24 protein-coding genes and 1 tRNA gene are annotated in these 20,506 nt (G+C 61.7%); 14 read left to right on the top strand and 11 right to left on the bottom strand.

Annotated elements, in window-relative coordinates; genetic code table 11:
• Nucleotides 1-44 precede the first annotated feature (44 nt).
• The 7 genes from HH213_RS05685 to HH213_RS05655 are packed head-to-tail and all read right to left on the bottom strand — an operon-like array spanning nt 45 to nt 5,430.
• On the bottom strand, nt 45-665 hold the full coding sequence (locus HH213_RS05685; protein ID WP_169111331.1) for a Maf family protein: 621 nt from the start codon (nt 663-665) through the stop codon (nt 45-47).
• 10 nt (nt 666-675) lie between these two features.
• Nucleotides 676-1,146 carry a 23S rRNA (pseudouridine(1915)-N(3))-methyltransferase RlmH gene (rlmH, locus tag HH213_RS05680; RefSeq protein ID WP_160989439.1) on the bottom strand — a complete coding sequence of 157 codons (471 nt, stop codon included), beginning with the start codon at nt 1,144-1,146 and terminating at the stop codon, nt 676-678.
• A gap of 6 nt (nt 1,147-1,152) precedes the next feature.
• On the bottom strand, nt 1,153-1,833 hold the full coding sequence (rsfS, locus tag HH213_RS05675; protein ID WP_110844989.1) for a ribosome silencing factor: 681 nt from the start codon (nt 1,831-1,833) through the stop codon (nt 1,153-1,155).
• The gene (gene nadD, locus HH213_RS05670; RefSeq protein ID WP_169111329.1) at nt 1,833-2,492 is read right to left on the bottom strand and encodes a nicotinate-nucleotide adenylyltransferase; all 660 of its coding nucleotides are present in this window, start codon (nt 2,490-2,492) and stop codon (nt 1,833-1,835) included. The genes rsfS and nadD overlap by 1 nt, the downstream gene beginning before the upstream one ends.
• 1 nt (nt 2,493) lies before the next feature.
• Nucleotides 2,494-3,417 carry an oxygen-dependent coproporphyrinogen oxidase gene (hemF, locus tag HH213_RS05665; RefSeq protein ID WP_169111327.1) on the bottom strand — a complete coding sequence of 308 codons (924 nt, stop codon included), beginning with the start codon at nt 3,415-3,417 and terminating at the stop codon, nt 2,494-2,496.
• Nucleotide 3,418: 1 nt separating this feature from the next.
• A complete protein-coding gene (gene purD, locus HH213_RS05660) occupies nt 3,419-4,687 on the bottom strand; it encodes a phosphoribosylamine--glycine ligase (RefSeq protein WP_169111325.1) in 1,269 nt (422 codons plus the stop codon).
• A gap of 17 nt (nt 4,688-4,704) precedes the next feature.
• Entirely contained in the window at nt 4,705-5,430 is a 726-nt protein-coding gene (locus HH213_RS05655; RefSeq protein ID WP_110844985.1) for a YebC/PmpR family DNA-binding transcriptional regulator, read from the bottom strand.
• Between the two features lie 205 nt (nt 5,431-5,635).
• Here HH213_RS05655 and HH213_RS05650 point away from each other — a divergent pair, with 205 nt between their 5' ends.
• Nucleotides 5,636-8,146 carry an alkaline phosphatase D family protein gene (locus HH213_RS05650; protein ID WP_169111323.1) on the top strand — a complete coding sequence of 837 codons (2,511 nt, stop codon included), beginning with the start codon at nt 5,636-5,638 and terminating at the stop codon, nt 8,144-8,146.
• Here HH213_RS05650 and HH213_RS05645 read toward each other — a convergent pair.
• Entirely contained in the window at nt 8,139-8,438 is a 300-nt protein-coding gene (locus HH213_RS05645) for a transcriptional regulator (RefSeq protein WP_169111321.1), read from the bottom strand. The two genes, HH213_RS05650 and HH213_RS05645, sit on opposite strands and share 8 nt — an antisense overlap.
• Nucleotides 8,429-8,818 carry a type II toxin-antitoxin system RelE/ParE family toxin gene (locus HH213_RS05640; protein ID WP_229263312.1) on the bottom strand — a complete coding sequence of 130 codons (390 nt, stop codon included), beginning with the start codon at nt 8,816-8,818 and terminating at the stop codon, nt 8,429-8,431. Before HH213_RS05640 ends, HH213_RS05645 begins: the two co-directional genes overlap by 10 nt.
• 47 nt (nt 8,819-8,865) lie before the next feature.
• Here HH213_RS05640 and HH213_RS05635 point away from each other — a divergent pair, with 47 nt between their 5' ends.
• Genes HH213_RS05635 through HH213_RS05620 form a run of 4 tightly spaced genes read left to right on the top strand, consistent with a single transcriptional unit; the run spans nt 8,866 to nt 11,629 of the window.
• Entirely contained in the window at nt 8,866-9,771 is a 906-nt protein-coding gene (locus HH213_RS05635) for a DMT family transporter (RefSeq protein WP_169111319.1), read from the top strand.
• A gap of 14 nt (nt 9,772-9,785) precedes the next feature.
• A complete protein-coding gene (locus HH213_RS05630) occupies nt 9,786-10,166 on the top strand; it encodes a methylglyoxal synthase (protein ID WP_110844981.1) in 381 nt (126 codons plus the stop codon).
• Nucleotides 10,167-10,181: 15 nt separating this feature from the next.
• Nucleotides 10,182-11,156 (top strand): quinone oxidoreductase family protein, encoded by a 975-nt coding sequence (locus tag HH213_RS05625; RefSeq protein ID WP_169111317.1) that lies wholly within the window; start codon nt 10,182-10,184, stop codon nt 11,154-11,156.
• Nucleotides 11,153-11,629 carry a DUF6328 family protein gene (locus HH213_RS05620; RefSeq protein WP_169111315.1) on the top strand — a complete coding sequence of 159 codons (477 nt, stop codon included), beginning with the start codon at nt 11,153-11,155 and terminating at the stop codon, nt 11,627-11,629. The genes HH213_RS05625 and HH213_RS05620 overlap by 4 nt, the downstream gene beginning before the upstream one ends.
• Before the next feature lie 65 nt (nt 11,630-11,694).
• Here the strand turns inward: HH213_RS05620 and HH213_RS05615 are convergent, their stop codons facing one another.
• Entirely contained in the window at nt 11,695-12,384 is a 690-nt protein-coding gene (locus tag HH213_RS05615; protein ID WP_169111313.1) for a DUF4136 domain-containing protein, read from the bottom strand.
• Nucleotides 12,385-12,597: 213 nt separating this feature from the next.
• Between HH213_RS05615 and pepN the strand changes: the two genes are divergently transcribed.
• The 8 genes from pepN (at nt 12,598) to HH213_RS05580 (ending at nt 18,698) form a co-directional block, all read left to right on the top strand.
• On the top strand, nt 12,598-15,240 hold the full coding sequence (gene pepN / locus HH213_RS05610) for an aminopeptidase N (RefSeq protein WP_169111311.1): 2,643 nt from the start codon (nt 12,598-12,600) through the stop codon (nt 15,238-15,240).
• A gap of 75 nt (nt 15,241-15,315) precedes the next feature.
• Nucleotides 15,316-16,320: a class 1 fructose-bisphosphatase gene (locus HH213_RS05605; RefSeq protein ID WP_110844976.1), complete on the top strand. Its 1,005-nt coding sequence runs from the start codon at nt 15,316-15,318 to the stop codon at nt 16,318-16,320.
• Between the two features lie 106 nt (nt 16,321-16,426).
• Nucleotides 16,427-16,502, top strand: a tRNA-Thr gene (locus HH213_RS05600).
• 125 nt (nt 16,503-16,627) lie between these two features.
• Nucleotides 16,628-16,858, top strand: coding sequence for an NYN domain-containing protein (locus tag HH213_RS30635; RefSeq protein ID WP_371875695.1), 231 nt, complete (start codon nt 16,628-16,630; stop codon nt 16,856-16,858).
• Nucleotides 16,855-17,091 carry an OST-HTH/LOTUS domain-containing protein gene (locus tag HH213_RS05595; protein WP_169111309.1) on the top strand — a complete coding sequence of 79 codons (237 nt, stop codon included), beginning with the start codon at nt 16,855-16,857 and terminating at the stop codon, nt 17,089-17,091. The genes HH213_RS30635 and HH213_RS05595 overlap by 4 nt, the downstream gene beginning before the upstream one ends.
• A 114-nt stretch (nt 17,092-17,205) precedes the next feature.
• Complete coding sequence (locus tag HH213_RS30630) at nt 17,206-17,802, top strand: PAAR domain-containing protein (protein WP_169111307.1); 597 nt, start codon at nt 17,206-17,208, stop codon at nt 17,800-17,802.
• Entirely contained in the window at nt 17,744-18,388 is a 645-nt protein-coding gene (locus HH213_RS05585) for a hypothetical protein (protein ID WP_199240413.1), read from the top strand. Before HH213_RS30630 ends, HH213_RS05585 begins: the two co-directional genes overlap by 59 nt.
• A gap of 10 nt (nt 18,389-18,398) precedes the next feature.
• A complete protein-coding gene (locus HH213_RS05580; protein WP_169111305.1) occupies nt 18,399-18,698 on the top strand; it encodes a hypothetical protein in 300 nt (99 codons plus the stop codon).
• A gap of 7 nt (nt 18,699-18,705) precedes the next feature.
• On the opposite strand, the gene HH213_RS05575 is transcribed toward HH213_RS05580, so the two are convergent.
• Nucleotides 18,706-19,338: a response regulator transcription factor gene (locus HH213_RS05575; protein WP_169111303.1), complete on the bottom strand. Its 633-nt coding sequence runs from the start codon at nt 19,336-19,338 to the stop codon at nt 18,706-18,708.
• A gap of 181 nt (nt 19,339-19,519) precedes the next feature.
• On the opposite strand from HH213_RS05575, the gene HH213_RS05570 reads away from it, so the two are divergent.
• Nucleotides 19,520-20,425 carry an AraC family transcriptional regulator gene (locus tag HH213_RS05570; protein ID WP_169111301.1) on the top strand — a complete coding sequence of 302 codons (906 nt, stop codon included), beginning with the start codon at nt 19,520-19,522 and terminating at the stop codon, nt 20,423-20,425.
• Nucleotides 20,426-20,506 lie beyond the last annotated feature (81 nt).

The raw sequence follows: 20,506 nt of genomic DNA, 5'->3' as shown, positions 1-20,506 counted from the left end.
TCTGACCCCGTGCGGGGTCAGACCCCTGCATCTGTCTTGCGGGTTTAGGGGAGCGGCAAACCGGCTTGGCGCAGCAGTTGCACCGTTTCGTAGATGGGCAGGCCCATGATGCCGGAATGGCTGCCGTCGATGTGCTCGATGAACTGCGCGGCCGGTCCCTGGATGCCGTAGGCGCCGGCCTTGTCGTACGGTTCGGCGGTGGCGCAATAGGCGGCGATGGCGGCCGGCGACAGCACGCCGAAGCGCACATCCGATACTTGCGTGATCTGCGCCGAGAAGCCGGCTGCTTCCACTGCAATCGCCGTCAGTACCTGGTGCGTGCGGCCCGACAGTTGTTGCAGCATGGCGGTGGCTTCGGCCGGATTGGCCGGCTTGCCGAGGATGGCGCCATCGATGGTGACGGTGGTGTCGGCCGACAGCACCGGGCGCGGCGCCATGCGGCGGCGCACCACCAGGTCGGCCGCGAACACGGCTTTTTCCCTGGCCACGCGGGCCACGTAATCGAGCGGCGCTTCGCCGGGCAGCACTTCTTCCGTCACGTCGGCGCCGCGCGGGCCGTCGTTGCGCAGCAGCAGAAGTTCAAAGTCGATGCCCACCTGGCGCAGCAACTCGCGCCGCCGTGGGCTTTTGGAAGCAAGGTAGATCTTCTTGTCGACCGGTTTCATATGGTTATTGTTAGACGCGGTGATAAGGGTGGTTCTGCGTAATGGTCCAGGCGCGGTACAGCTGCTCGGCCAGCATCACCCGCACCATACCATGCGGCAGCGTCATGCTGGAAATGCGGATCAAGCCTTCCGCGCGCGCCTTGAGCGCCGGATCGAGGCCGTCGGCGCCGCCGATCAGGAAGGCGGTGTCGCGGCCATCCTGCTGCCAGGTTTCCAGCTGCTGCGACAGGCCGACCGACGTCAAATCCTTGCCGCGTTCATCGAGGGCGATGATGCGCACCGATTTCGGCAGCGCCGCCTCGATGCGCTCGCGCTCCAGCGCCATCGCGGTGGCGGCGGTCTTGCTGCCGGAACGCTCGACTGGCTTGATTTCTTTCAGCACGATCTTCAGTTCCGGCGGCATGCGCTTCACATACTCGGCGTAGCCGCTTTCGATCCAGGCCGGCATCTTGTGGCCGACCGCAGCGATAATCAGCTGCATGCCGGATTACTCTTCCGATTTTTTGATGCGCTTGATGACGGTTTTGACCGGCGCTTCGTCAGCCTTCGGCTTGGCGACTTTTGGCTTGGAAGCCTTCAGTGCCTTGACGGCGGCGGCGGTGGCCTTCGGCACGCCGACCTTGATCTTCTTGCCGGCTGGGACGGCGGCCGGCTTGGCGGCGGCTTTTTTGGTCGCGGTAGTCGCTTTGGCGGCGGCAGGCTTGCGTGCCGAGACCTTTTTCTCGACCACTGGCGAGGCTTCCACGGCTTTTTTGCCGGCGGCCAGGTGGGTGCTGACTTTCTTCGGCTCGGCGGCGGCTTCACCTTCGGCGGTGTTCTTGCGCTTGGCGGCGCCCAGTTTCACCGGCTTGTCGCCCCACAGCTCTTCCAGGCGGTAGTAGGCGCGGATCGGCGCTTGCATGATGTGGACGATGATGTCGCCCAGGTCGACCAGCACCCATTCACCGGTGTCCTCGCCTTCCATGCCATAGACTTCGCCGCCGGCGGCTTTGACCTTGTCGCGCACCGAGGCGGCCAGCGCCTTGGTCTGGCGATTCGAGGTACCGGACGCGATGGCGATGCGGTCGAACAGGCTGGTGAGGTGGGTCGTGTCGAACAGGACGATGTCTTGGGCCTTGACGTCTTCGAGGGCGTCAACGACCAGGGTTTGCAGTTTTTTGATGTCCATTAGCTTTTGTATAGATGATGTTGTTCAATATAGTCTAGCACTAGCGGCGGGATAAGCGAGTCTGCCTTCTCCCCCCGTTGTAATGCCGCACGTATCTGGGTGGCGGAAATATCCACCGCGAAGTCTTGTGCCAGATAAGTCAGACCATGCGGCGTGTTACGGATTTGTTCAGGCGTTCCCAGTCGGCTGGAAAACGCCTCGGCCACTGCTGGCGGCAAGCCGGCGGTGGCCATGTCATAGCCTGGACGGGCCGCTACGCAGAAATGCGCGTAGCCGAACAGCGACTGCCATTCGTGCCAAGAGTCGAACCGCTGCAGCTGGTCGGCGCCCATCAGGAAACTGATCGAGGCTTGCGGCCCCAGTTCGGCGCGGATCTGGCGCAGCGTGTCGATGGAATACGTCGGCAGCCCCTGGGCGCCGCGCGCGATTTCCTGCAGGTCGACCGCGACGCTGAACGGGCGGCCGGCAAACGCCAGTCCCAGCATGTCGGCGCGCTGCTGCGCCGATGCTTTCAGCGTGGCTTTCTGCCACGGCAGTCCGGTCGGGATCACGCGCAACTGGTCGACTTGCAGCAGCGCGGCGAAATATTCGCCCAGCGCGACGTGACCTAGATGCACCGGATCGTAGCTGCCTCCCAGCAGTGCGATGCGGTATGCCATCTTATGCGGCAAGCCAGTCGCGGTGCGGCAGGAAGTCGGTGTACAGCGCCGCCTCCGGCGTGCCGTCTTCCGGTTCCCAGCGATAGCGCCATTTGACGATCGGCGGCATCGACATCAGGATGGCCTCGGTGCGGCCACCGGATTGCAGGCCAAACAGCGTGCCGCGGTCGAATACCAGGTTGAATTCGACATAGCGGCCGCGCCGGTAAGCCTGGAAGTCGCGTTCGCGCTCGCCGTACGGCGTGTCCTTGCGCGCTTCCAGGATCGGCAGGTAAGCGGTGAGGAAGGCGTCGCCGACGCTTTGCGTCATGGCGAAACTTTGCTCGAAACCGCCGGCGCTGTGGTCGTCGAAGAAAATGCCGCCGACGCCGCGCGCTTCCTGGCGGTGTTTCAGGTAAAAATACTCGTCGCACCATTGCTTGAACTTGCCGTGCAACTCAGCGCCGAACGGGGCGAGGGCGTCATGGCAGCTCTGGTGGAAATGCTTTGCGTCGTCCTTGAAGCCGTAGTACGGCGTCAGGTCCATGCCGCCGCCGAACCACCATACCGGCTCGCCGGCAGCGTTGGTGGTGCTGAAGAAGCGCACGTTCATGTGCACCGTCGGCGCGTACGGATTGCGCGGATGGATCACCAGCGACACGCCCATGGCTTCCCACGGATTGCCGCCGATGTCAGGACGGTGGGCCGACGCCGACGGCGGCAGCTTGGCGCCCTGCACATGCGAGAAATTGACGCCGCCGCGCTCGATGACATTGCCTTCTTCCACCAGGCGCGAAATGCCGCCGCCGCCTTCAGGACGCTGCCACGCGTCGCGCAGGAATGGCGTGCCGTCGATGACTTCCAGTCGCTGCACGATGCGGGCTTGCAGGTCGAGCAGCCAGGCCTTGACGGCTTGCGGCTGCGGTGAAGAGGCGGTTACGGTCATCTTAGTGTTTCAGACCACGCCAGCCGATGTCGCGGCGGCACTGCATGCCGGCGAAGTGGATCTGGTCGACCACTTCGTAAGCCTGCTTCTGCGCCAGCTTGACGCTGTCGCCCAGGCCGACCGCGCACAGCACGCGGCCACCGGTCACCACCAGCTGGCCGTCCACTTCGGCGGTGCCGGCGTGGAAGGTCACCGATTCCGGCGTTTCGGCCGGGATGCCATCGATCACGGCGCCTTTCAGCGGCGCGTCCGGATAGCCTTCGGCGGCCAGTACCACGCCGACGGCGGTGCGGCGGTCCCATTCCAGTTCGATCTGGTCCAGCGTGCCGTTGACGGCGTGTTCCATCACCGCCAGCAGGTCGGTCTTCAGGCGCGACATGATCGGCTGGGTTTCCGGATCGCCCATGCGGCAGTTGAATTCCAGCGTGCGCGGATTGCCGGCGGCGTCGATCATCAGGCCGGCGTACAGGAAGCCGGTGAAGACGATGCCGTCCTTCGCCATGCCGGCGATGGTCGGGTTGATGATCTCGCGCATCACGCGGGCGTGCATTGCCGGCGTCACGATCGGGGCAGGGGAGTAGGCGCCCATGCCGCCGGTGTTCGGGCCTTCGTCGTTGTCCTTGAGGCGCTTGTGATCCTGGCTGGTGGCCAGTGGCAGGATGTTTTTGCCGTCGCACATGACGATGAAGCTGGCTTCTTCGCCGGCCAGGAATTCTTCGATGACGATGCGGGCGCCGGCGTCGCCGAAGCGGTTATCGGCCAGCATGTCGTCCACTGCCTGGTGCGCTTCTTCCAGCGACAGCGCCACCACCACGCCCTTGCCGGCGGCCAGGCCGTCGGCCTTGATGACGATCGGTGCGCCATGGGCGTCGATGTAGGCGTGCGCCGGAGCGACGTCGGAGAAGGTTTCGTACTTGGCGGTCGGGATGCCGTGGCGATGCATGAACGCCTTGGCGAAGTCTTTCGACGACTCCAGCTGCGCCGCTTCTTTCGTTGGGCCGAAGACTTTCAGGCCGCGCGCGCGGAACAGGTTGACGATGCCGCCGGCCAGCGGGGTCTCCGGGCCGACCACGGTCAGGCTGATGCCTTCGCTCTCGACGAAGTTCGCCAGCTCGTGCAGGTCGGTGATGTTGACGTTGACCAGGCGCGAATCGCGCGCGGTGCCGCCATTACCTGGGGCCACGTACACCATCTGGATGCGCTCGGACTGCGCCAGTTTCCAGGCCAGTGCATGTTCACGGCCGCCGGAGCCGACTACCAATATTTTCATAATCCCTCAGTCTTCGCTCAGTCTTCAATCAGGGTGTTGGAATACACTTCCTGCACATCGTCCAGCGCTTCCAGCGCGTCCAGCAGTTTCTGCATCTTGATCGCGTTGTCGCCGTTGACGGCGATTTCGACATCCGGCTTCATGATGATCTCGGCCACTTCGGCCTTGAAGCCCTTGGCTTCCAGCGCGTCTTTCACGCCGGCGAAGTCGTGCGGGCCGCACAGCACTTCGATGCCGCCTTCCTCATCGGTGACCACGTCTTCGGCGCCGGCTTCCAGCGCCGCTTCCATCAGTGCGTCTTCATTGGTGCCCGGCGCGAACAGGAACTGGCCGCAGTGCTTGAACATGAAGGCCACCGAGCCTTCGTTGCCCATGTTACCGCCATTCTTGTTGAAGGCGTTGCGGACTTCAGCCACGGTGCGCACGCGGTTGTCGGTCATGCAGTCGACGATGATCGCCGCGCCGCCGACGCCGTAGCCTTCGTAGCGGACTTCCTCGTAGGCCGCGCCGTCTTCGCCGCCGGTGCCGCGGGTGATCGCGCGCTGCACGTTATCTTTCGGCATATTGGCGTCGGCCGCCTTGTCGATGGCGAGGCGCAGGCGCGGATTCGACGTGATGTCGCCGCCGCCCATGCGCGCAGCAACGGTGATTTCCTTGATCAGGCGAGTCCAGATCTTGCCGCGTTTCGCGTCAGTTGCTGCCTTTTTGTGCTTGATGTTGGCCCATTTGCTGTGTCCAGCCATGTTCGGTCTTCCTTCGGCGGTGTGTCGGTAATTTAAGCGATGGTGCTGCGGTGAGGGCGGTATTCTAGCATAAGAGCCTTGACAGAAACCGTCTTGGCCTCCCTGTGCTGCCGCTAGAGGCCGGCCTCCACTTTTTGTAGGGAAGTTGTCACATCGACCTGCTAATGTTGATTCTTTTGTCACTATTACATTGGCGGGAGTGGACATGGATCGTCGGCAGTTTATTAAATTCGGCAGCTTTATCACGGTATCGGTGGCCTCGGGCGTGGGCTTGAGCGCCTGCGGCGGCAGCGATGGCGCGCCCGGCAGCGACCTGGCGCTGGCCAGCGGCGCGTGGAAATTCCCGCAAAGCGTGGCCTCCGGCGACCCGCGCGCCGACAGCATTATGCTGTGGACCCGCGCCGTGCCGTCGGCTTTCGACAACGTCGCCGTCGCCACCGGCAGCGACACCGCCATCCGTCTGATCGTCACCACCACCGACAACAGCGCCGCGCTGGGCAGCAATGCCGCGCTCAGCGGCGCCACCGTGGCCGACGTCAAGCTGCCGTTGCAGGTCCAGTACGACAACACCGTGCGCCACAAGCTGACCGGGCTGTCGGCCGCCACCACTTACTATTACCAGTTCATCGCCGGCGACAACCGCTCGAATGTCGGCCGCTTCAAGACCGCACCGGCGGCCGACGCCGACGTCGCGCAGCTGCAGTTCGTCTACATGACGTGCCAGGACTGGAGCGTCAACCACTGGGGCGCGATGACGTCGATCGCCGCCGAGCAGCTGGACTTCATCGTCCACCTGGGCGATTACATCTACGAAACCGTGGGCGAGGACTTCCAGCTCGGCGCGGTGGAAAGCCGCCACGATGCGCTGGTGCTGCCGGACGGCGTGTATAAAAACGGCAGCTCCGGCGCCAAGTACGCCAACACGGTCAACGATTACCGCTACCTGTACAAGAAATACCGCACCGACGCGCGCCTGCAGGCGCTGCACGAGCGCTTCGCCTTCATCGCCATCTGGGACGACCATGAATTTACCGACGACGCCTGGCAGGACGCCGAAACCTACGACGGCTCGTTCAACGCCGACGGCTCCGACCTGCACCAGCCGGCGCGCCGCCGCAGCGCCAACCAGGCCTGGTTCGAGTACATGCCGGCCGATGTGACGCTGGACGGCGCCAACACCACCTTCCAGAACATCAAGATCTACCGCGACTTCCAGTTCGGCAAGCTGATGCAACTGGTGATGACCGACGAGCGCCTGTACCGCGCCGACCACATCATTCCGGAATCGTCGATTAACCCGGCAACCGGCAAGCCGCTGGGCCGCATCGGCTCGCGTTACCTGGTGCCGCAAGACCTGTTCAATAGCGTGGAAGCGCAGAAGATGGCCGGCGCCAAGAGCATCGGCCTGGACCCGCTGACCACCGCCACCATGCTCGGCAACACCCAGCGCCAGTGGTGGATGGACAAGATGAAGGCCGCCACCGCGACCTGGAAACTGTGGGGCAATGAAGTCTCGCTGCTGCGCATGGGCCTGAACGGCGTGGACGCCATTGCCACCTTGCTGGCCTTGAACGCGGTGACGACCGTGGCGACTTCGGTCGGCACGGCCGCTGCATCGACCGGCGGCAACTTCGCCGTGGCTGGTGCGATTGTGGCGGGTGTGACGGCGGGCGCATCATCGGCCGTGGCGCAAGCGGCCGCAGTCGCCATCGCCACCAAGGCGGCCGGCGGCGCCGCAGCGGATGCGCAAGCGGCGGCTGGCGTGGCGGCCGGACTGACGGCGGCGCAGGCGGCGATTGCCGTCGCCACCTTCGGCAAGGTCGCTGCTGCGGCGGCTGCCGGCCAAAGCGGCGCGGCGCTGGCTGCGGTGGCGGGGCAGACCATCGCCTTCGGCTACATCAAGCCGGAAGTGCAGGCCAACAAGGCCAATTCCGCGTTTGTGGCGGCATCGGGCAAGAAGGATGCGCTGTCGGCGTTCTTCACCAAGTTCCTGCTCAACTGTGACCAGTGGGACGGCTACAACAGCGAGCGCAAGGCGCTGATGGCTCACCTGAAGACCAACAACATCGGCAACGTGGTGGCGATGACCGGCGACATTCACTCCTTCTTCGCCGGCACCGTCAACGACGACTTCGACGCCACCGGTGGCGGCACGCCGGTGATGGTGGATCTGGTATCGGCCGGCATCAGCTCGGACTCGTTCTTCAGCTACCTGCGCGATGCGGCATCGACGCTGGGCGACATCGGCACGCTGGTGTCCTACCCGGTAGCGGTGCCGGTGACCGGGCTGGGCACGGTCAACCTGAACTTCAACCTGCTGGATTACACCATGGGCAAAGCTGCGCCGACGGTGGCGTCGCTGGCCGAACAGACCCGCGTGCAGCTGCGCGGCGCGCTGGCGGCGAAAGGCGTGCCGGAGTCGCAGCTGGAAGCGACCACCGGCGCCGTACTGGCCGGCCTGCAAGCCAACAGCGACTTCAACACCAGCCTGCTCACGCTGGCGCAGCAACTATCCGCGCTGGGCAACAATCCGTGGCTCAAGCATCTGAACACCGATGCGCAGGGCTACACGCTGGTGACGCTGACGCCGGGCAAAATGACGGCCCAGTTCCGCCAGGTGAACAAGCTGGTCGGCACCACCGCCCCAGCCACCATCGTCGCCCGCACCACCACCGCGACGGTCACCGCCGGCACGCCAGCGGTGACGATTAGCTAGCAGCAACCCCCAACGCCAGCCTGAGCGCCTTTTCTACCGCTCTCAGGCTGGCGGTGTCTGGCGTTGCGTCTTGCGAAAGCAATTGCTGCAGTGTCTCCGCCGTCAATGACAAGGAATGTGCCAAAGCTGAGAACCCAACTGTGCCGAAGGTTAAGACTCGCAATATACCTTTTGCGATATTGTTTTCATCTTCTGCAAAAGCTTCATTTACTTCTGTCATCAAGGCGACGGCAAAAGCTGGCTCACGTTGAATGCGCTCAACAATGCCGACTTCAAAACCCGCTAGCTCCATAGTAATCCTCCGCCGGTCTCTTTCTTGCGCCTTTTGAATTCTTCGTGCATGAGCTTTGCGCGTGTGATATCGATTTGTTGATGTTTTTTTGTTCCGCCACCAAGCAATAGAATCGTCATCGCGCCGTCTTTTGCAAGATAAATCCGATATCCAGGCCCCCAGTCGATGACATATTCCCCAATACTGGCAAACCATTTCACTCGGGACAGGTTTCCATCGCCCATTCTAAATAGCGCCCTTGAGACTTTTGCCGCCGCGAGTTTGTCCAAATGGTCAAACCATTGTTGGAAGGGAACGGATAGATCCGCTCGCGTATATCTTCGAATCTCCATCTCGCGATGCTCACACAGCCTATCACCAATCAAATTGACGCGGCTCAAAATGGGGCTGCCGAGCGAGGTTGGGGTTTAGGCGATACAATTTGCCTATGGACAAAAGTACCACACACAGCCCGCTGACGCGCGCGGCATTTCTCAGCGGGTTGGGTATCGCCATCGGCGGCTCGGTTCTGTTTTCCACCAAGGCCATCGTCGCCAAGCTGCTGTACCGCTACCACATCGACGCCGTCACCCTGATCGCTTTCCGCATGCTGTTCTCGTTCCCGGTGTTCGCCGCTGTGGCGGTGTGGAAGATGCGCACCGGCGCGCCGCTGACCGGTGGCGACCGCTGGCGCATCCTCGGCCTCGGCCTGGTCGGCTACTACCTGTCCAGCTTCCTCGACTTCCTCGGCCTGCAATACATTTCAGTCGGCCTGGAGCGGCTGATCCTGTTCCTGACGCCCACCTTCGTGCTGCTCATCAGCTCCACCTTTCTCAAGCAGCACATCAGCCACAAGCAGTGGATGGCGCTGCTGATTTCTTACTGCGGCATCGTGCTGGTGTTCGTGCACGACCTGCAGGGCGGCCATAACGTCGTGTTGGGTGCGGCATTGGTGACCGGCTCGGCCGCCGCGTATGCCGCCTACCTGCTGCTGTCCGGTGAAATGGTCAAGCGGCTCGGCTCGCTCAAGCTGGTGTCGTACGCGATGTGCGTCTCGACCGTGGCCTGCGTTGGCCAGTTCTTCCTGCTGCGGCCGCCCGAGATGCTGATCCAGCCGTTGCCGGTGTACGGCCTGTCGCTGCTGAACGGCCTGCTGTGCACGGTGGCGCCGGTGTTCATGACCATGATCGCCGTCGAACGCATCGGCGCGGGCACCGCCTCGCAGGCTGGTATGATCGGCCCGGTGTCAACGCTGTTCCTGGGCGCGCTGCTGCTGGGCGAACCCGTCACCTCCTGGCAACTGGGCGGCACCGCCCTCGTGCTGGCCGGGATCTATCTGCTGTCCAAAAAATAAACTAGGATCAAGACATGAAATTCCGCATTGCCCTGATTGCGCACGACAAGAAAAAAGACGACATGATCACGCTGGCCACCGAATACAAGGCGTTCCTGTCGACCTGCGCGCTGGTGGCCACCGGCACCACCGGCGGCCGCCTGATCAACGAAGTCGGCCTGGAGGTGGAGCGCAAGCATTCCGGCCCGTTCGGCGGCGATTTGCAGATCGGCTCGCTGCTGGTGGAAGGCCAGATCGACTGCGTGATCTTCCTGCGCGATCCGATGACGCCGCAGCCGCACGAACCGGACATCAACGCCCTGGTGCGCGCCTGCGACGTGCACAATACGCCGTGCGCCACCAACCTGTCGTCGGCACATCTGGTACTGTCTCAGCTTCAGCAACGCGCTGCCTAATTGAGGAGAAGAGCAATGGTCAAGGCGATCCGCATCAACCGCGTCGGCGGTCCCGAAGTGATGGAACTGGTGGAGGTCGATCTGCCGCCGCCCGGTCCGGGCGAGGTGCGGATGCGCCATGAAGCCATTGGCCTGAACTATATCGACGTCTACCACCGCACCGGCCTGTACCCGCAGCCGATGCCCGGCGCGCTGGGCGTGGAGGGCGCCGGCGTGGTGGAAGAAGTGGGCGAGGGCGTGACCGATCTGAAGGTCGGCGACCGCGTGGCCTACGGCGGCCGTCCGCTGGGTTCGTATTCGGAAGCGCGCATCATCCCGGCCTCGCAGCTGCTGGTGCTGCCGAACCAGATCGAATTCGACACCGCCGCCGCGATGATGCTGCAAGGGCTGACGGTGCAATACCTGTTCCACCGCACGGTGCCGCTGAAGGCCGGCGACACCATTCTGTTCCACGCGGCGGCCGGCGGCGTCGGCCTGATCGCCTGCCAGTGGGCGAGGGTGATGGGCGTCAAGCTGATCGGCACGGTCGGCTCGGAAGAGAAGGCGGCGCTGGCGATTGAAAACGGCGCCGCCGAGGTCATCAACTACAACAAGGAAAACTTCACCGAGCGCGTCAAGGAACTGACCGACGGCAAGGGCGTCTCGGCAGTCTACGACTCGATCGGCAAGGATACCTTCATCGGCTCGCTGGATTGCCTGCAGCCGCTGGGCACGATGGTCAGTTTCGGCAACGCCTCCGGTCCGGTGACGCCGTTCGCCCTGAGCGAGCTGGCCAGCCGCGGTTCGCTGTTCGTCACGCGGCCGACCTTGATGACTTATGCCGCCAGGCGCGAGGATCTGGAAGCGATGGCCAAGTCGCTGTTCGGCGTGGTCAGCAGCGGGGAAGTGAAAATAGATATTCGCCAACGCTATGCGCTGGCCGACGTGCAACAGGCGCACCGCGACCTGGAAGCGCGCAAGACCACCGGCTCGACCATCCTGCTGCCATGAGCGCGGCCCCGGAAGAGCGCGACAACGACACCCAAAGCGACGAGCGCGACGACGGTGATTTTTCGGACATGCTGAGCGAAATGCGCATCCTGCTGCCGGGTGCGCAGATGCTGTCGGCGTTTCTGATCATCCTGCCGTTCAACGGCGGCTTTGCGAAAATTGTGCACCTTGAAAAGCTGCTGTTCCTGGCGACCTTCTTGTTTTCGCTGGCCAGCCTGGTGCTGCTGAGCGCGCCGGCGATCCAGCACCGGCTGCTGCGGCCGCTGAAGGACCGGGCCCGCTTCAAGCGCATCGCCACGCGCCAGATCGTCGCGGGCGCGTTTGCGCTGGCGATTGCCCTGGTGCTGGGGACGGATCTGGTGATGTCGGAAGTATTTGGCGCCACCGTGGGGATGGCGGTTGCCGCCGTGATGGGGCTGCTGATTGTGTGCGCCTGGTGGCTGATGCCGGTCTACCTGAAGCGCCGGTTATGACGCGTCGCTCCCGCGCAAGCGGGAGCCCATGCTGAGTATGGATTCCCGCGTGCGCGGGAATGACGTCAGTTAGCCTTCGGCGCCGGATTGGCCGCCTGCACCGTCGGTGTCTTCGGATCGATGGTGATGTCGATGGTACGCGGCACGCCATTCTGGCCCGGGAAGCCGGTGAACGCACTCTGCACCAGCGCCGGCATCACATACGGCGTCGCCTGCACGCCGCTGGTGTTCTGCACCGTCACGTCATACAGCTTGCGGCCCGATACGGTATCGATGGTCACACGCAGCTGGCGTTGATACTGGTGCTTGATCTGCTCGCTCACATAACGCGGACCGAAACGGTACGGATCATAGAAGAACGGACGATAAGCCCAGCGCGAATAGCCGAAGCGGCCATAGTAGCCGTAGCGGCCAAAGCCCGGCCCCCAGTACGGATCGTCAAACGGATCGGCCTGAATCACGCGCACCGGATGATCGATGGTGAAGTATTTCATGCTGACCATCAGCTGCGGCTGTTGGCCTTCGCCAGCCTGATGGAAGCCCAGCTGGGTCAGCTGGTTGGCCACCAGCGCCTGGTAGTTGCGGAATTCCAGCGTATCGTTGGCCCCCTGCGGCGCCTCGAAAGCGAAGGACTTGTCCTGAAGATCGGCGGCCGGCCAGTCGTTGAACGCGGTGACGTTGCTGTGCAGCGTGGTCGCGCATCCGCTCAACAGCACCACGGCGGCCGCTCCCAGCGCGGCAAGATAGTTTTTCATGATGATTCCCTTTCAGCTAAAACGGGTGATCCGGGATCCAGTGTATGCCGCCGGCACGGCGCCCGCTTGATTATTACAGACTGTTACGGCGCGATGTACGCCAGCAATGTTAGTTCCCACCAAAGGTCAATTGTCTCTCAAACCACGATTCCGCGCATCAGGCAGCCCCGGTATTGGTAAAATAAGCCTTTGTATCCGTCCTCAGAGCCTCCAATGCGCACCGACAGCAGCCCCACGACGATCTACCGCAAAGATTACACCCCTCCCGCCTTCCTGGTTGACACCGTAGAACTCGGTTTCGACCTGGCGCCAGCGCGGACCGTGGTGGCGAATCGCATCACCCTGCGCCAGAACCCGGCCTCGTCCAGCCACGACATCGTGCTGCATGGCGAAGCTATTGAACTGGTGCAACTGCGCCTGAACGGGAAGCAGCTGGACGTCGGCGATTACATGCTGACCGAATCGACGCTCACCATCCGCAAGGCGCCGGCCGATGTGGTGCTGGAAATCGAAACCATCTGCGCGCCGGTGGAAAACACGACTTTGTCCGGCTTGTATGTGTCCAACGGCAACTTTTTCACCCAGTGCGAGGCTGAAGGCTTCCGCCGCATCACCTTCTTCCCCGACCGTCCGGACGTGATGGCCAAGTACACCGTGATGCTGCGCGCCGACAAGGCCGCCTACCCGGTGCTGCTGTCCAACGGCAATTTGATCGAAGAGGGCGATCTCGGCGACGGCCGCCATTACGCCAAATGGGAAGACCCGTTCAAAAAGCCTTCCTACCTGTTCGCGCTGGTGGCGGCCAAACTGGTTTGCCAGGAAGAAACCTTCAAGCTGGCCGACGGCCGCGACGTCCTGCTGCAAGTGTGGGTGGAAGAGGGCAACCTCGACAAGACCGACTACGCCATGCAGTCGCTGAAGAACTCGATCCGCTGGGACGAGGAACGCTTCAACCTGGAACTCGACCTGGACCGCTTCATGATCGTCGCCGTAGGCGATTTCAACATGGGGGCGATGGAAAACAAGGGCCTGAACATCTTCAACACCAAGTTTGTGCTGGCCAACCCGCGCACCGCCACCGACATCGACTTCGCCGGCATTGAAGCGGTGGTTGGCCACGAATACTTCCACAATTGGACCGGCAACCGCGTGACCTGCCGCGACTGGTTCCAGCTGTCGCTGAAGGAAGGCCTGACCGTGTTCCGCGACCAGGAATTCTCGGCCGACATGATCGGTACCGACAGCGGCCGCGCCGTCACCCGGATCGACCAGGTGCGCACGCTGCGCCAGGCGCAGTTCCCGGAAGACGCCGGCCCGATGGCGCACCCGGTGCGTCCCGACTCCTTCGTCGAAATCAACAACTTCTACACCGTCACCGTGTACGAAAAAGGCGCCGAAGTGGTGCGCATGTACCAGACCCTGCTGGGCCGCGACGGCTTCCGCAAAGGCATGGACCTGTACTTCGAGCGCCACGACGGCCAGGCCGTGACCTGCGACGACTTCCGCGCCGCCATGGCCGACGCCAACGACCGCGACCTGGCCCAGTTCGAGCGCTGGTATTCACAGGCCGGCACGCCGGTGGTGACCGCGCGCACCCGCTACGACGCAGTCAAGCGCAACTTCGACATCATCCTGTCGCAGCGCGGCCAGGCCGACCAACAACCGTTCCACATTCCGGTGGCGGTGGGCCTGCTGGGCGCCGACGGCAAGGACCTGCCGCTGACGCTGGAAAATGGCAAGCACGAAAAAGGCGCCACCACCATCGTGCTGGAGCTGACCACGCAGGAGCAGATCTTCCGCTTCCGCAACGTCGACGAACGGCCGATTCCATCGATCCTGCGCGACTTCTCGGCGCCGGTGATCCTCGAATACGACTACACCGATGGCGAACTGCTGCACCTGTTCAACCACGACAGCGACCCGGTCAACCGCTGGGAAGCCGGCCAGCGGCTGGCCATGGAGCGCCTGCTGAAACTGACCGCGCAAGTGGCGGCGCACGGCGACGGCAACCTCAAGCTGGACAACACCTTCATCAACGCCATGCGCACCGTGCTGACCGACGAAACGCTGGACCCGGCGTTCCGCGAACTGGCGCTGATCCTGCCGTCGGAAACCATCATCGCCGAGCAGATGGAAGTAGTCGACCCGCAAGCCATCCACACCGCGCGCCAGTTCCTGCGCCGCACCATCGGCGCCGCGCTCAAGCCGGAACTGCTGGCGCAATACCACGCCAACCAGACGCCGGGCGAGTACAGCCCGGACGCGCTGTCGGCCGGCAAGCGCGCGCTGAAAAACCTATGCCTGTCTTACCTGATGGCGACGCCGGACATGGCCGAGCTCAAACTGTCGCAACAGCAGTTTGAAAGCGCTACCAACATGACCGACCGCTCGGCCGCACTGGTGGCCATGATCCACAGCGGCGTCGAAGCCGGTCCGTACCTGAAAGCCTTCTACCAGGACTTTGAAAACGAAGCGCTGGTCATCGACAAATGGTTTGCCATGCAAGCCTCGGCGCCGACCACCGATGCGGCGGCCGTGCGCAAGCTGATGCAGCATCCGGCCTTCACGCTGAAGACGCCGAACCGCGCACGCGCGCTGATCTTCAACTTCACCAACGCCAACCCGTCGCAATTCCACGCTGCCGATGGCAGCGCCTACGATTTCTGGGCCGAATACGTAATCAAGCTCGACGCCATCAACCCGCAAGTGGCGGCCCGCCTGGCGCGCGCCATGGACCGCTGGCGCCGTTACGCCCCGGCGTTGCAGGCCAAGATGAAACAGGCGCTGGAAAAAGTCGCCGCCCAAAAACTGTCTAACGACGTCGCCGAAGTGATCACCAAAGCACTCGCGGCCTAGCACGCGTCATTCCCGCGAACGCGGGAATCCATGCTGAGCCGAAAAAATCGCATTACCTCTACCTCAAGGGAAAACATGAAACGCATCAGTCTTACGCAATACCTGGTGGAAGAACAACGCCAGCACAACACGATCCCGGCCGAACTGCGCCTGCTGATCGAAGTGGTGGCGCGCGCCTGCAAAACCATCAGCCACTCGGTGGGCAAGGGTGCGCTGGGCGAAGTGCTCGGCACCGCCGAGACCGAAAATATCCAGGGCGAAGTGCAGAAAAAGCTGGACATCATCTCCAACGAAATCCTGCTGGAAGCCAACGAATGGGGCGGCCACCTGGCTGCCATGGCATCGGAAGAAATGGAATCTATCCATCCGATTCCAAACCGCTATCCAAAGGGCGAATACATGCTGCTGTTCGACCCGCTGGATGGCTCGTCGAACATCGACGTCAACGTCTCGATCGGCACCATCTTCTCCGTGCTGAAAGCGCCGGAAGGCATGGGCCAGCCGACAGAAGCCGACTTCATGCAGGCTGGCACCAAGCAGGTTGCCGCCGGCTACGCCGTGTACGGCCCGCAGACCATGCTGGTGCTGACCACCGGTAACGGCGTCAACTGCTTCACGCTGGACCGTGAAATGGGTTCGTGGGTACTGACCCAGCGCGACATCCAGATTCCGGCCAAGACCAAGGAATTCGCCATCAACATGTCGAACCAGCGCCACTGGCATGCGCCGGTGCAGCGCTACATCGGCGAACTGCTGGCCGGCGACACCGGCCCGCGCGGCACCAACTTCAACATGCGCTGGATCGCCTCGATGGTGGCCGATGTGCACCGCATCCTGAACCGCGGCGGCATCTTCATGTACCCGGCCGACACCCGCGACACCTCGATGCCAGGCAAGCTGCGCCTGATGTACGAAGCGAACCCGATGGCCTTCATCGTCGAGCAGGCGGGCGGCGCGGCCACCGACGGCAAACAGCGCATCATGGACATCCAGCCGCACAAACTGCACCAGCGCGTGCCGGTGTTCCTGGGCTCGCGCGACGAGGTGGCGGTGGTCACCGGTTACCATAGCGAAGGCTGAAAAGCCTGAAACCGGCATAAGGCAATGAAATAGTTGCAACCAGCGCCAAAAATTATTGCTTTGGGGCTGGTTGGAGTGCTGGTTCTTTGTTAAAATGCTGGTCGTCGCCGCTTTAGCTCAGTTGGTAGAGCAGTTCATTCGTAATGAAAAGGTCGCCAGTTCGATTCCGGCAAGCGGCACCAAGGAATAATCAAGAAACCCGTTTTTCTCTTTGAGGAAAACGGGTTTTTTGTTATCTGCAGCCAAAAGCGGGTTCAACTTCCATTTTCTACTCGCTTTATGAAGTGTCGGTGTTAGTATTTAGGCATTGCCCAACACTCTGCATCTCCTTTCAGATAGCGATTTCACCCGGCTTGCCACGCGCATTCGCGAAGCCGGTTTGCTGGCATATGGCTTTGGCGAAAAGAAAACGCCTGAACCTTTTGTTGTGGCATGTGACAAGTTTGTGTACACGGAAATTCTGAGAATTGCGCCGTCTTCGGCCGGTGAGTCAAAACTTTCACTTGCGACGCCCCCAAGCCTGTTATCGAATCAATGACCGGACTAGAAGACTTGTTCCGGAAAGCGATTTTGGCGGTGGCGCGCGATGATGGATTTGCTCCTCTTGGGCCGGTCGGACACCTGATGCTAAAAATGGATCCGTCATTCGACCCCCGTAATTACGGTAGCCAGAAGCTCGGTGAGCTGGTCAGAAAGCAGCAATACATCGAAGTGAAAGAAGTCCTGAGCGAGAAGTCTACTGCACCCCATTTATATATCCGCCTCAAATAAAAGACCGGACCGACGCTCCTGAAGTGTTTGCATTGAGCGTGGCTCTTGCGCATACGCAAAGAGGGTAATTGCAACAGGTTAATAATTAGCGCTTCATCTTGCCGGAGAATAAGGATGAGGCGTCACACAATCACGCTTGGAGCATCAACCTCTGCGGGCGGTAAAGTTATCTCTGCGAGCAGCGCAGGGAGCATCAATGGCGCGACGATCGCATTGGAAAGCGATGCAATCTTTTGTCATGCGTGTAAATCGCAGGGGAAAATACTCTGTGTCGGTCCGCGCATTCCTGAGACGTGGAATGGGAAGCAAATCGCGTTGGAGGATGATTTGTGCGCGTGCGCTTGCCCCATCCCCCCAAAGCTGATTCCCAATCAGAACATGCGATACCAAGTCATCGAAGCGCCAGCTGGTACGCCTACGGTGGCGTCGAATGCTGCTACAGGTGATATTTGCAATCTGAAAACTAATAGATCCAACTACGATCTGGTCTTCGTGATTCAGGATCAGGGTACAGGGCTTCCTCTCGCGGGAATCCCATACAAGATAACACTTGAATCAGGAAAAACCATCACAGGAATCAGCGATCAACAAGGACGGACGCAGTTGGTGTCAAGTGATGTCCCTGAAACTGCCACTCTTGAGGCTCCATACTATGACCAAGACTCGACACAGACTGACGGCTGTTTCGGATACGACGCCTGCGATTGCTAAGATTGCCTGCCGAGAGCTGAGTGGCGTCATATGGGTATCTAGGTTTCCCGGTAGTGTGTCGCTCAGTGACTTGGCTCCGCCTTTCCAGGACTATGCCAATGCCTTTATTGATGCGCTCAAGGCCGCAGGTGCAGTAGTATCAATTGCAGCCACGTACAGGCCATTGGAACGAGCTTATTTGATGCATTGGTCATGGCTGATTGCGAAAGCGGGGCAAGATCCACGGAAGGTACCGTCTACGCCAGGCGTTTCGATCCAGTGGGATCATCAGGATGATGAAGGAGAGTATTCGTCGGAGCGTTCGATCGATGCAGCCAAAGCCATGACCAAGGCGTACGGTATCGATACCCTTGCGATAGCCCCTGCATTGATCTCACGGCACACAGCCCGCTGCGCAGTTGATATGTCGATTCGCTGGCATGGTGCTTTGGGTATCTTGTCGGCGGATGGGAGCCATGTATGCATTGCGGAGGGGCCGAAGACCGGCATGAACCGTCAGTTGCATATGGTCGGCGCGACGTATGGCGTGATTAAATATAACCAGCGTGGACAGGACCGTCCGCACTGGTCCGATACGGGAGCTTAAGGTGAGGACATTGCTGATTGCAGCGTTTTTGTTATTGGGTAACTTGAATATGGCCCATGGGGCGTCTGCCGTTCCCAAGGACGTTAGCAGCTTCATTTCGAAAAGGGATGGCTGCGATCACTTTCGTGGCGAACTTCCTGATCCATCGGAGAAGAAACGTATGAAGGAAGTCATCCGCAAAATCAACACCCTGTGTAAGGGCACCGATGAGGCGTTGGCTGCGTTGAAGAAAAAGTACGCCAATAACGCGAAGGTCATGTTTCTGCTTAATGAGTACGAAGAAGAGATCGAAGGCCATCCAGTCCAGTAGCTACGCGCTACACCCGCAACATTCCCCGCTGCAGCGCAATGGTCACCGCATGCGTGCGGTCGTGGGCCTTGGTTTTCGCCAGGATGGTTTTGACGTGGGTCTTGATGGTCTCTTCGCTCAAGCCCATCAGCTCGCCGATTTTGCGGTTGGTGTTGCCGACGGCGACGTAGCGCAACACCTCCAGCTCGCGCTGGGAGAGCAGCTCGCTGTCGCAGTAGTGGCCCAGCTCCAGCGCGACGTCGAGCGAGATATGCTTGAAGCCGTTGGCGATGTTGCTGATCGCCTCCACCAGCTCTTTGCGGATGCCGTGTTTCAGCATGTAGCCTGCGGCGCCGGCGGCTAGCACTTCGCGCGCCAGTACGTCTCCCTGGTAGGCGGTCAGCGCCAGAATGCGGGCCGCGCTGTCGATGCGGCGGATGGCCTTGATCGCTTCGATGCCGCCCATCAGCGGCATTTTCAAATCGAGTACCGTGACGTCCGGGCGTAATTGCTCAAACAGCACCACCGCCATTTCCGCATTGTTCGCCTCGCCCACGACGTCGATCGCTTCCATGGTCGAGAGCACTGACACGATGCCTTCACGAAGAATTTCATGGTCATCGGCGATCAGGACCCGGACAGGTTTCGTTGAGGTTTTCATTGTCGGCTCAGTCAAGTATGTGTCAGTTGGCACCGTCATATCTTACGATTCGGCCGCAATCGCTGCCAAGCTCTGCTGCGGTTTCAGCGCGATTCGCAGCGCGATCCTTCCAGTTATGCGGATTTTGTTCAAGCGCCGTCAAAACTTGCTAAGATGATTAATTCGCACATTGGAAAGAGTCATGGAACGGGCATACGGCGAAACAATGGGCGACTACTTTGCAGAGCAGCAGGCAGCTCTGCAAATCCGCTCGGCCGCGCTGGATCATCATGTGGCGGTGACGCACATGCGCTACGACGGCCCGGGAACCGGCTTCACCGATCCGGTGCCGCCGCAGCCCGCGCTGCTGATGGCGGTGCAGTTGAAGCCGCTGCTCAAGCACAATCTGTGGGTGGACGGCAAGGACATGCGGGTCAAGCCGTATCCGGCCGGCGCCCTGACGATGATGGATCTGCAGGCTTCGCCCATGGCCAATCTGGCCAGCAGCTACAACTGCGTGCAGCTGTATTTCGCCCGCGGCGCCCTGGACGCGCTGTCGGAGGCGGAGGGCGTCGCCAGGTTTGGCGAAATCCCGCTGATCAACGGCGGTGAAGACACCATCCTGGCGCATCTGGCGCAAATGGCCGTGTTCGCCGTCTCCCACGTTGGGCCGGCCACGCCGCTGTTTCTGGAAGCGATGGCGCTGTCGGTCCATCGTCATCTGCTGAAACAATATTTTGGCCGCGCGCCGGCCTCGACGGCCGTGCGCGGCGGACTGGCGGGATGGCAGGAGCGCCGGGTGAAGGAGTACATCGAGGCCCATCTGCACGCGGGGATCGGGTTGCTGGCGCTGGCCGAGCAAGCCCAGCTGTCGCCGAGCCAGTTTGGGCGCGCCTTCAAGGCCAGCGTCGGCATCACGCCGCATCAGTGGATCATCAGCCGCCGGCTGGCCCGGGCCCGGGCGCTGATCGCGCAGCCGCATTTGTCGCTGGCGGAGGTGGCGCGTCTGTGCGGCTTTGCCGACCCAAGCCACCTGGCGCGGGAGTTCCGCAAAAGCGAGGGCGTGAGCGCCAGCGCGTGGCGCAAGGCGTTCGCCATCAACGGCTGACCGCATGTTCGGCTCTGCCGGTCGGCTGGCGGTGTTGCCATAGGCGGTGGCTTGTCTGGCCGCGCGGCCACAGGGGAGGGC

It is taken from the genome of Duganella dendranthematis, assembly GCF_012849375.1.
Lineage (GTDB): Bacteria > Pseudomonadota > Gammaproteobacteria > Burkholderiales > Burkholderiaceae_D > Rugamonas > Rugamonas dendranthematis.
The sequence above is the reverse complement of the archived record's forward strand: the minus strand, read 5'-3'. Positions and strand labels throughout refer to the sequence as shown.

Bases quoted from the DNA above. Each gene is read 5' to 3' on its own strand.
- HH213_RS05645 (WP_169111321.1), bottom strand. From the start codon at position 8,438: ATGGAGCTAGCGGGTTTTGAAGTCGGCATTGTTGAGCGCATTCAACGT.
- HH213_RS30630 (WP_169111307.1), top strand. From the start codon at position 17,206: ATGAGGCGTCACACAATCACGCTTGGAGCATCAACCTCTGCGGGCGGT.
- pepN (WP_169111311.1), top strand. From the start codon at position 12,598: ATGCGCACCGACAGCAGCCCCACGACGATCTACCGCAAAGATTACACC.
- HH213_RS05635 (WP_169111319.1), top strand. From the start codon at position 8,866: ATGGACAAAAGTACCACACACAGCCCGCTGACGCGCGCGGCATTTCTC.
- hemF (WP_169111327.1), bottom strand. From the start codon at position 3,417: ATGACCGTAACCGCCTCTTCACCGCAGCCGCAAGCCGTCAAGGCCTGG.
- HH213_RS05605 (WP_110844976.1), top strand. From the start codon at position 15,316: ATGAAACGCATCAGTCTTACGCAATACCTGGTGGAAGAACAACGCCAG.
- HH213_RS05615 (WP_169111313.1), bottom strand. From the start codon at position 12,384: ATGAAAAACTATCTTGCCGCGCTGGGAGCGGCCGCCGTGGTGCTGTTG.
- rsfS (WP_110844989.1), bottom strand. From the start codon at position 1,833: ATGGACATCAAAAAACTGCAAACCCTGGTCGTTGACGCCCTCGAAGAC.
- HH213_RS05625 (WP_169111317.1), top strand. From the start codon at position 10,182: ATGGTCAAGGCGATCCGCATCAACCGCGTCGGCGGTCCCGAAGTGATG.
- HH213_RS05650 (WP_169111323.1), top strand. From the start codon at position 5,636: ATGGATCGTCGGCAGTTTATTAAATTCGGCAGCTTTATCACGGTATCG.
- HH213_RS05655 (WP_110844985.1), bottom strand. From the start codon at position 5,430: ATGGCTGGACACAGCAAATGGGCCAACATCAAGCACAAAAAGGCAGCA.
- purD (WP_169111325.1), bottom strand. From the start codon at position 4,687: ATGAAAATATTGGTAGTCGGCTCCGGCGGCCGTGAACATGCACTGGCC.
- HH213_RS05595 (WP_169111309.1), top strand. From the start codon at position 16,855: ATGACCGGACTAGAAGACTTGTTCCGGAAAGCGATTTTGGCGGTGGCG.
- HH213_RS05575 (WP_169111303.1), bottom strand. From the start codon at position 19,338: ATGAAAACCTCAACGAAACCTGTCCGGGTCCTGATCGCCGATGACCAT.
- HH213_RS05570 (WP_169111301.1), top strand. From the start codon at position 19,520: ATGGAACGGGCATACGGCGAAACAATGGGCGACTACTTTGCAGAGCAG.
- HH213_RS05620 (WP_169111315.1), top strand. From the start codon at position 11,153: ATGAGCGCGGCCCCGGAAGAGCGCGACAACGACACCCAAAGCGACGAG.
- HH213_RS05630 (WP_110844981.1), top strand. From the start codon at position 9,786: ATGAAATTCCGCATTGCCCTGATTGCGCACGACAAGAAAAAAGACGAC.
- nadD (WP_169111329.1), bottom strand. From the start codon at position 2,492: ATGGCATACCGCATCGCACTGCTGGGAGGCAGCTACGATCCGGTGCAT.
- HH213_RS05685 (WP_169111331.1), bottom strand. From the start codon at position 665: ATGAAACCGGTCGACAAGAAGATCTACCTTGCTTCCAAAAGCCCACGG.
- HH213_RS05585 (WP_199240413.1), top strand. From the start codon at position 17,744: ATGACCAAGACTCGACACAGACTGACGGCTGTTTCGGATACGACGCCT.
- rlmH (WP_160989439.1), bottom strand. From the start codon at position 1,146: ATGCAGCTGATTATCGCTGCGGTCGGCCACAAGATGCCGGCCTGGATC.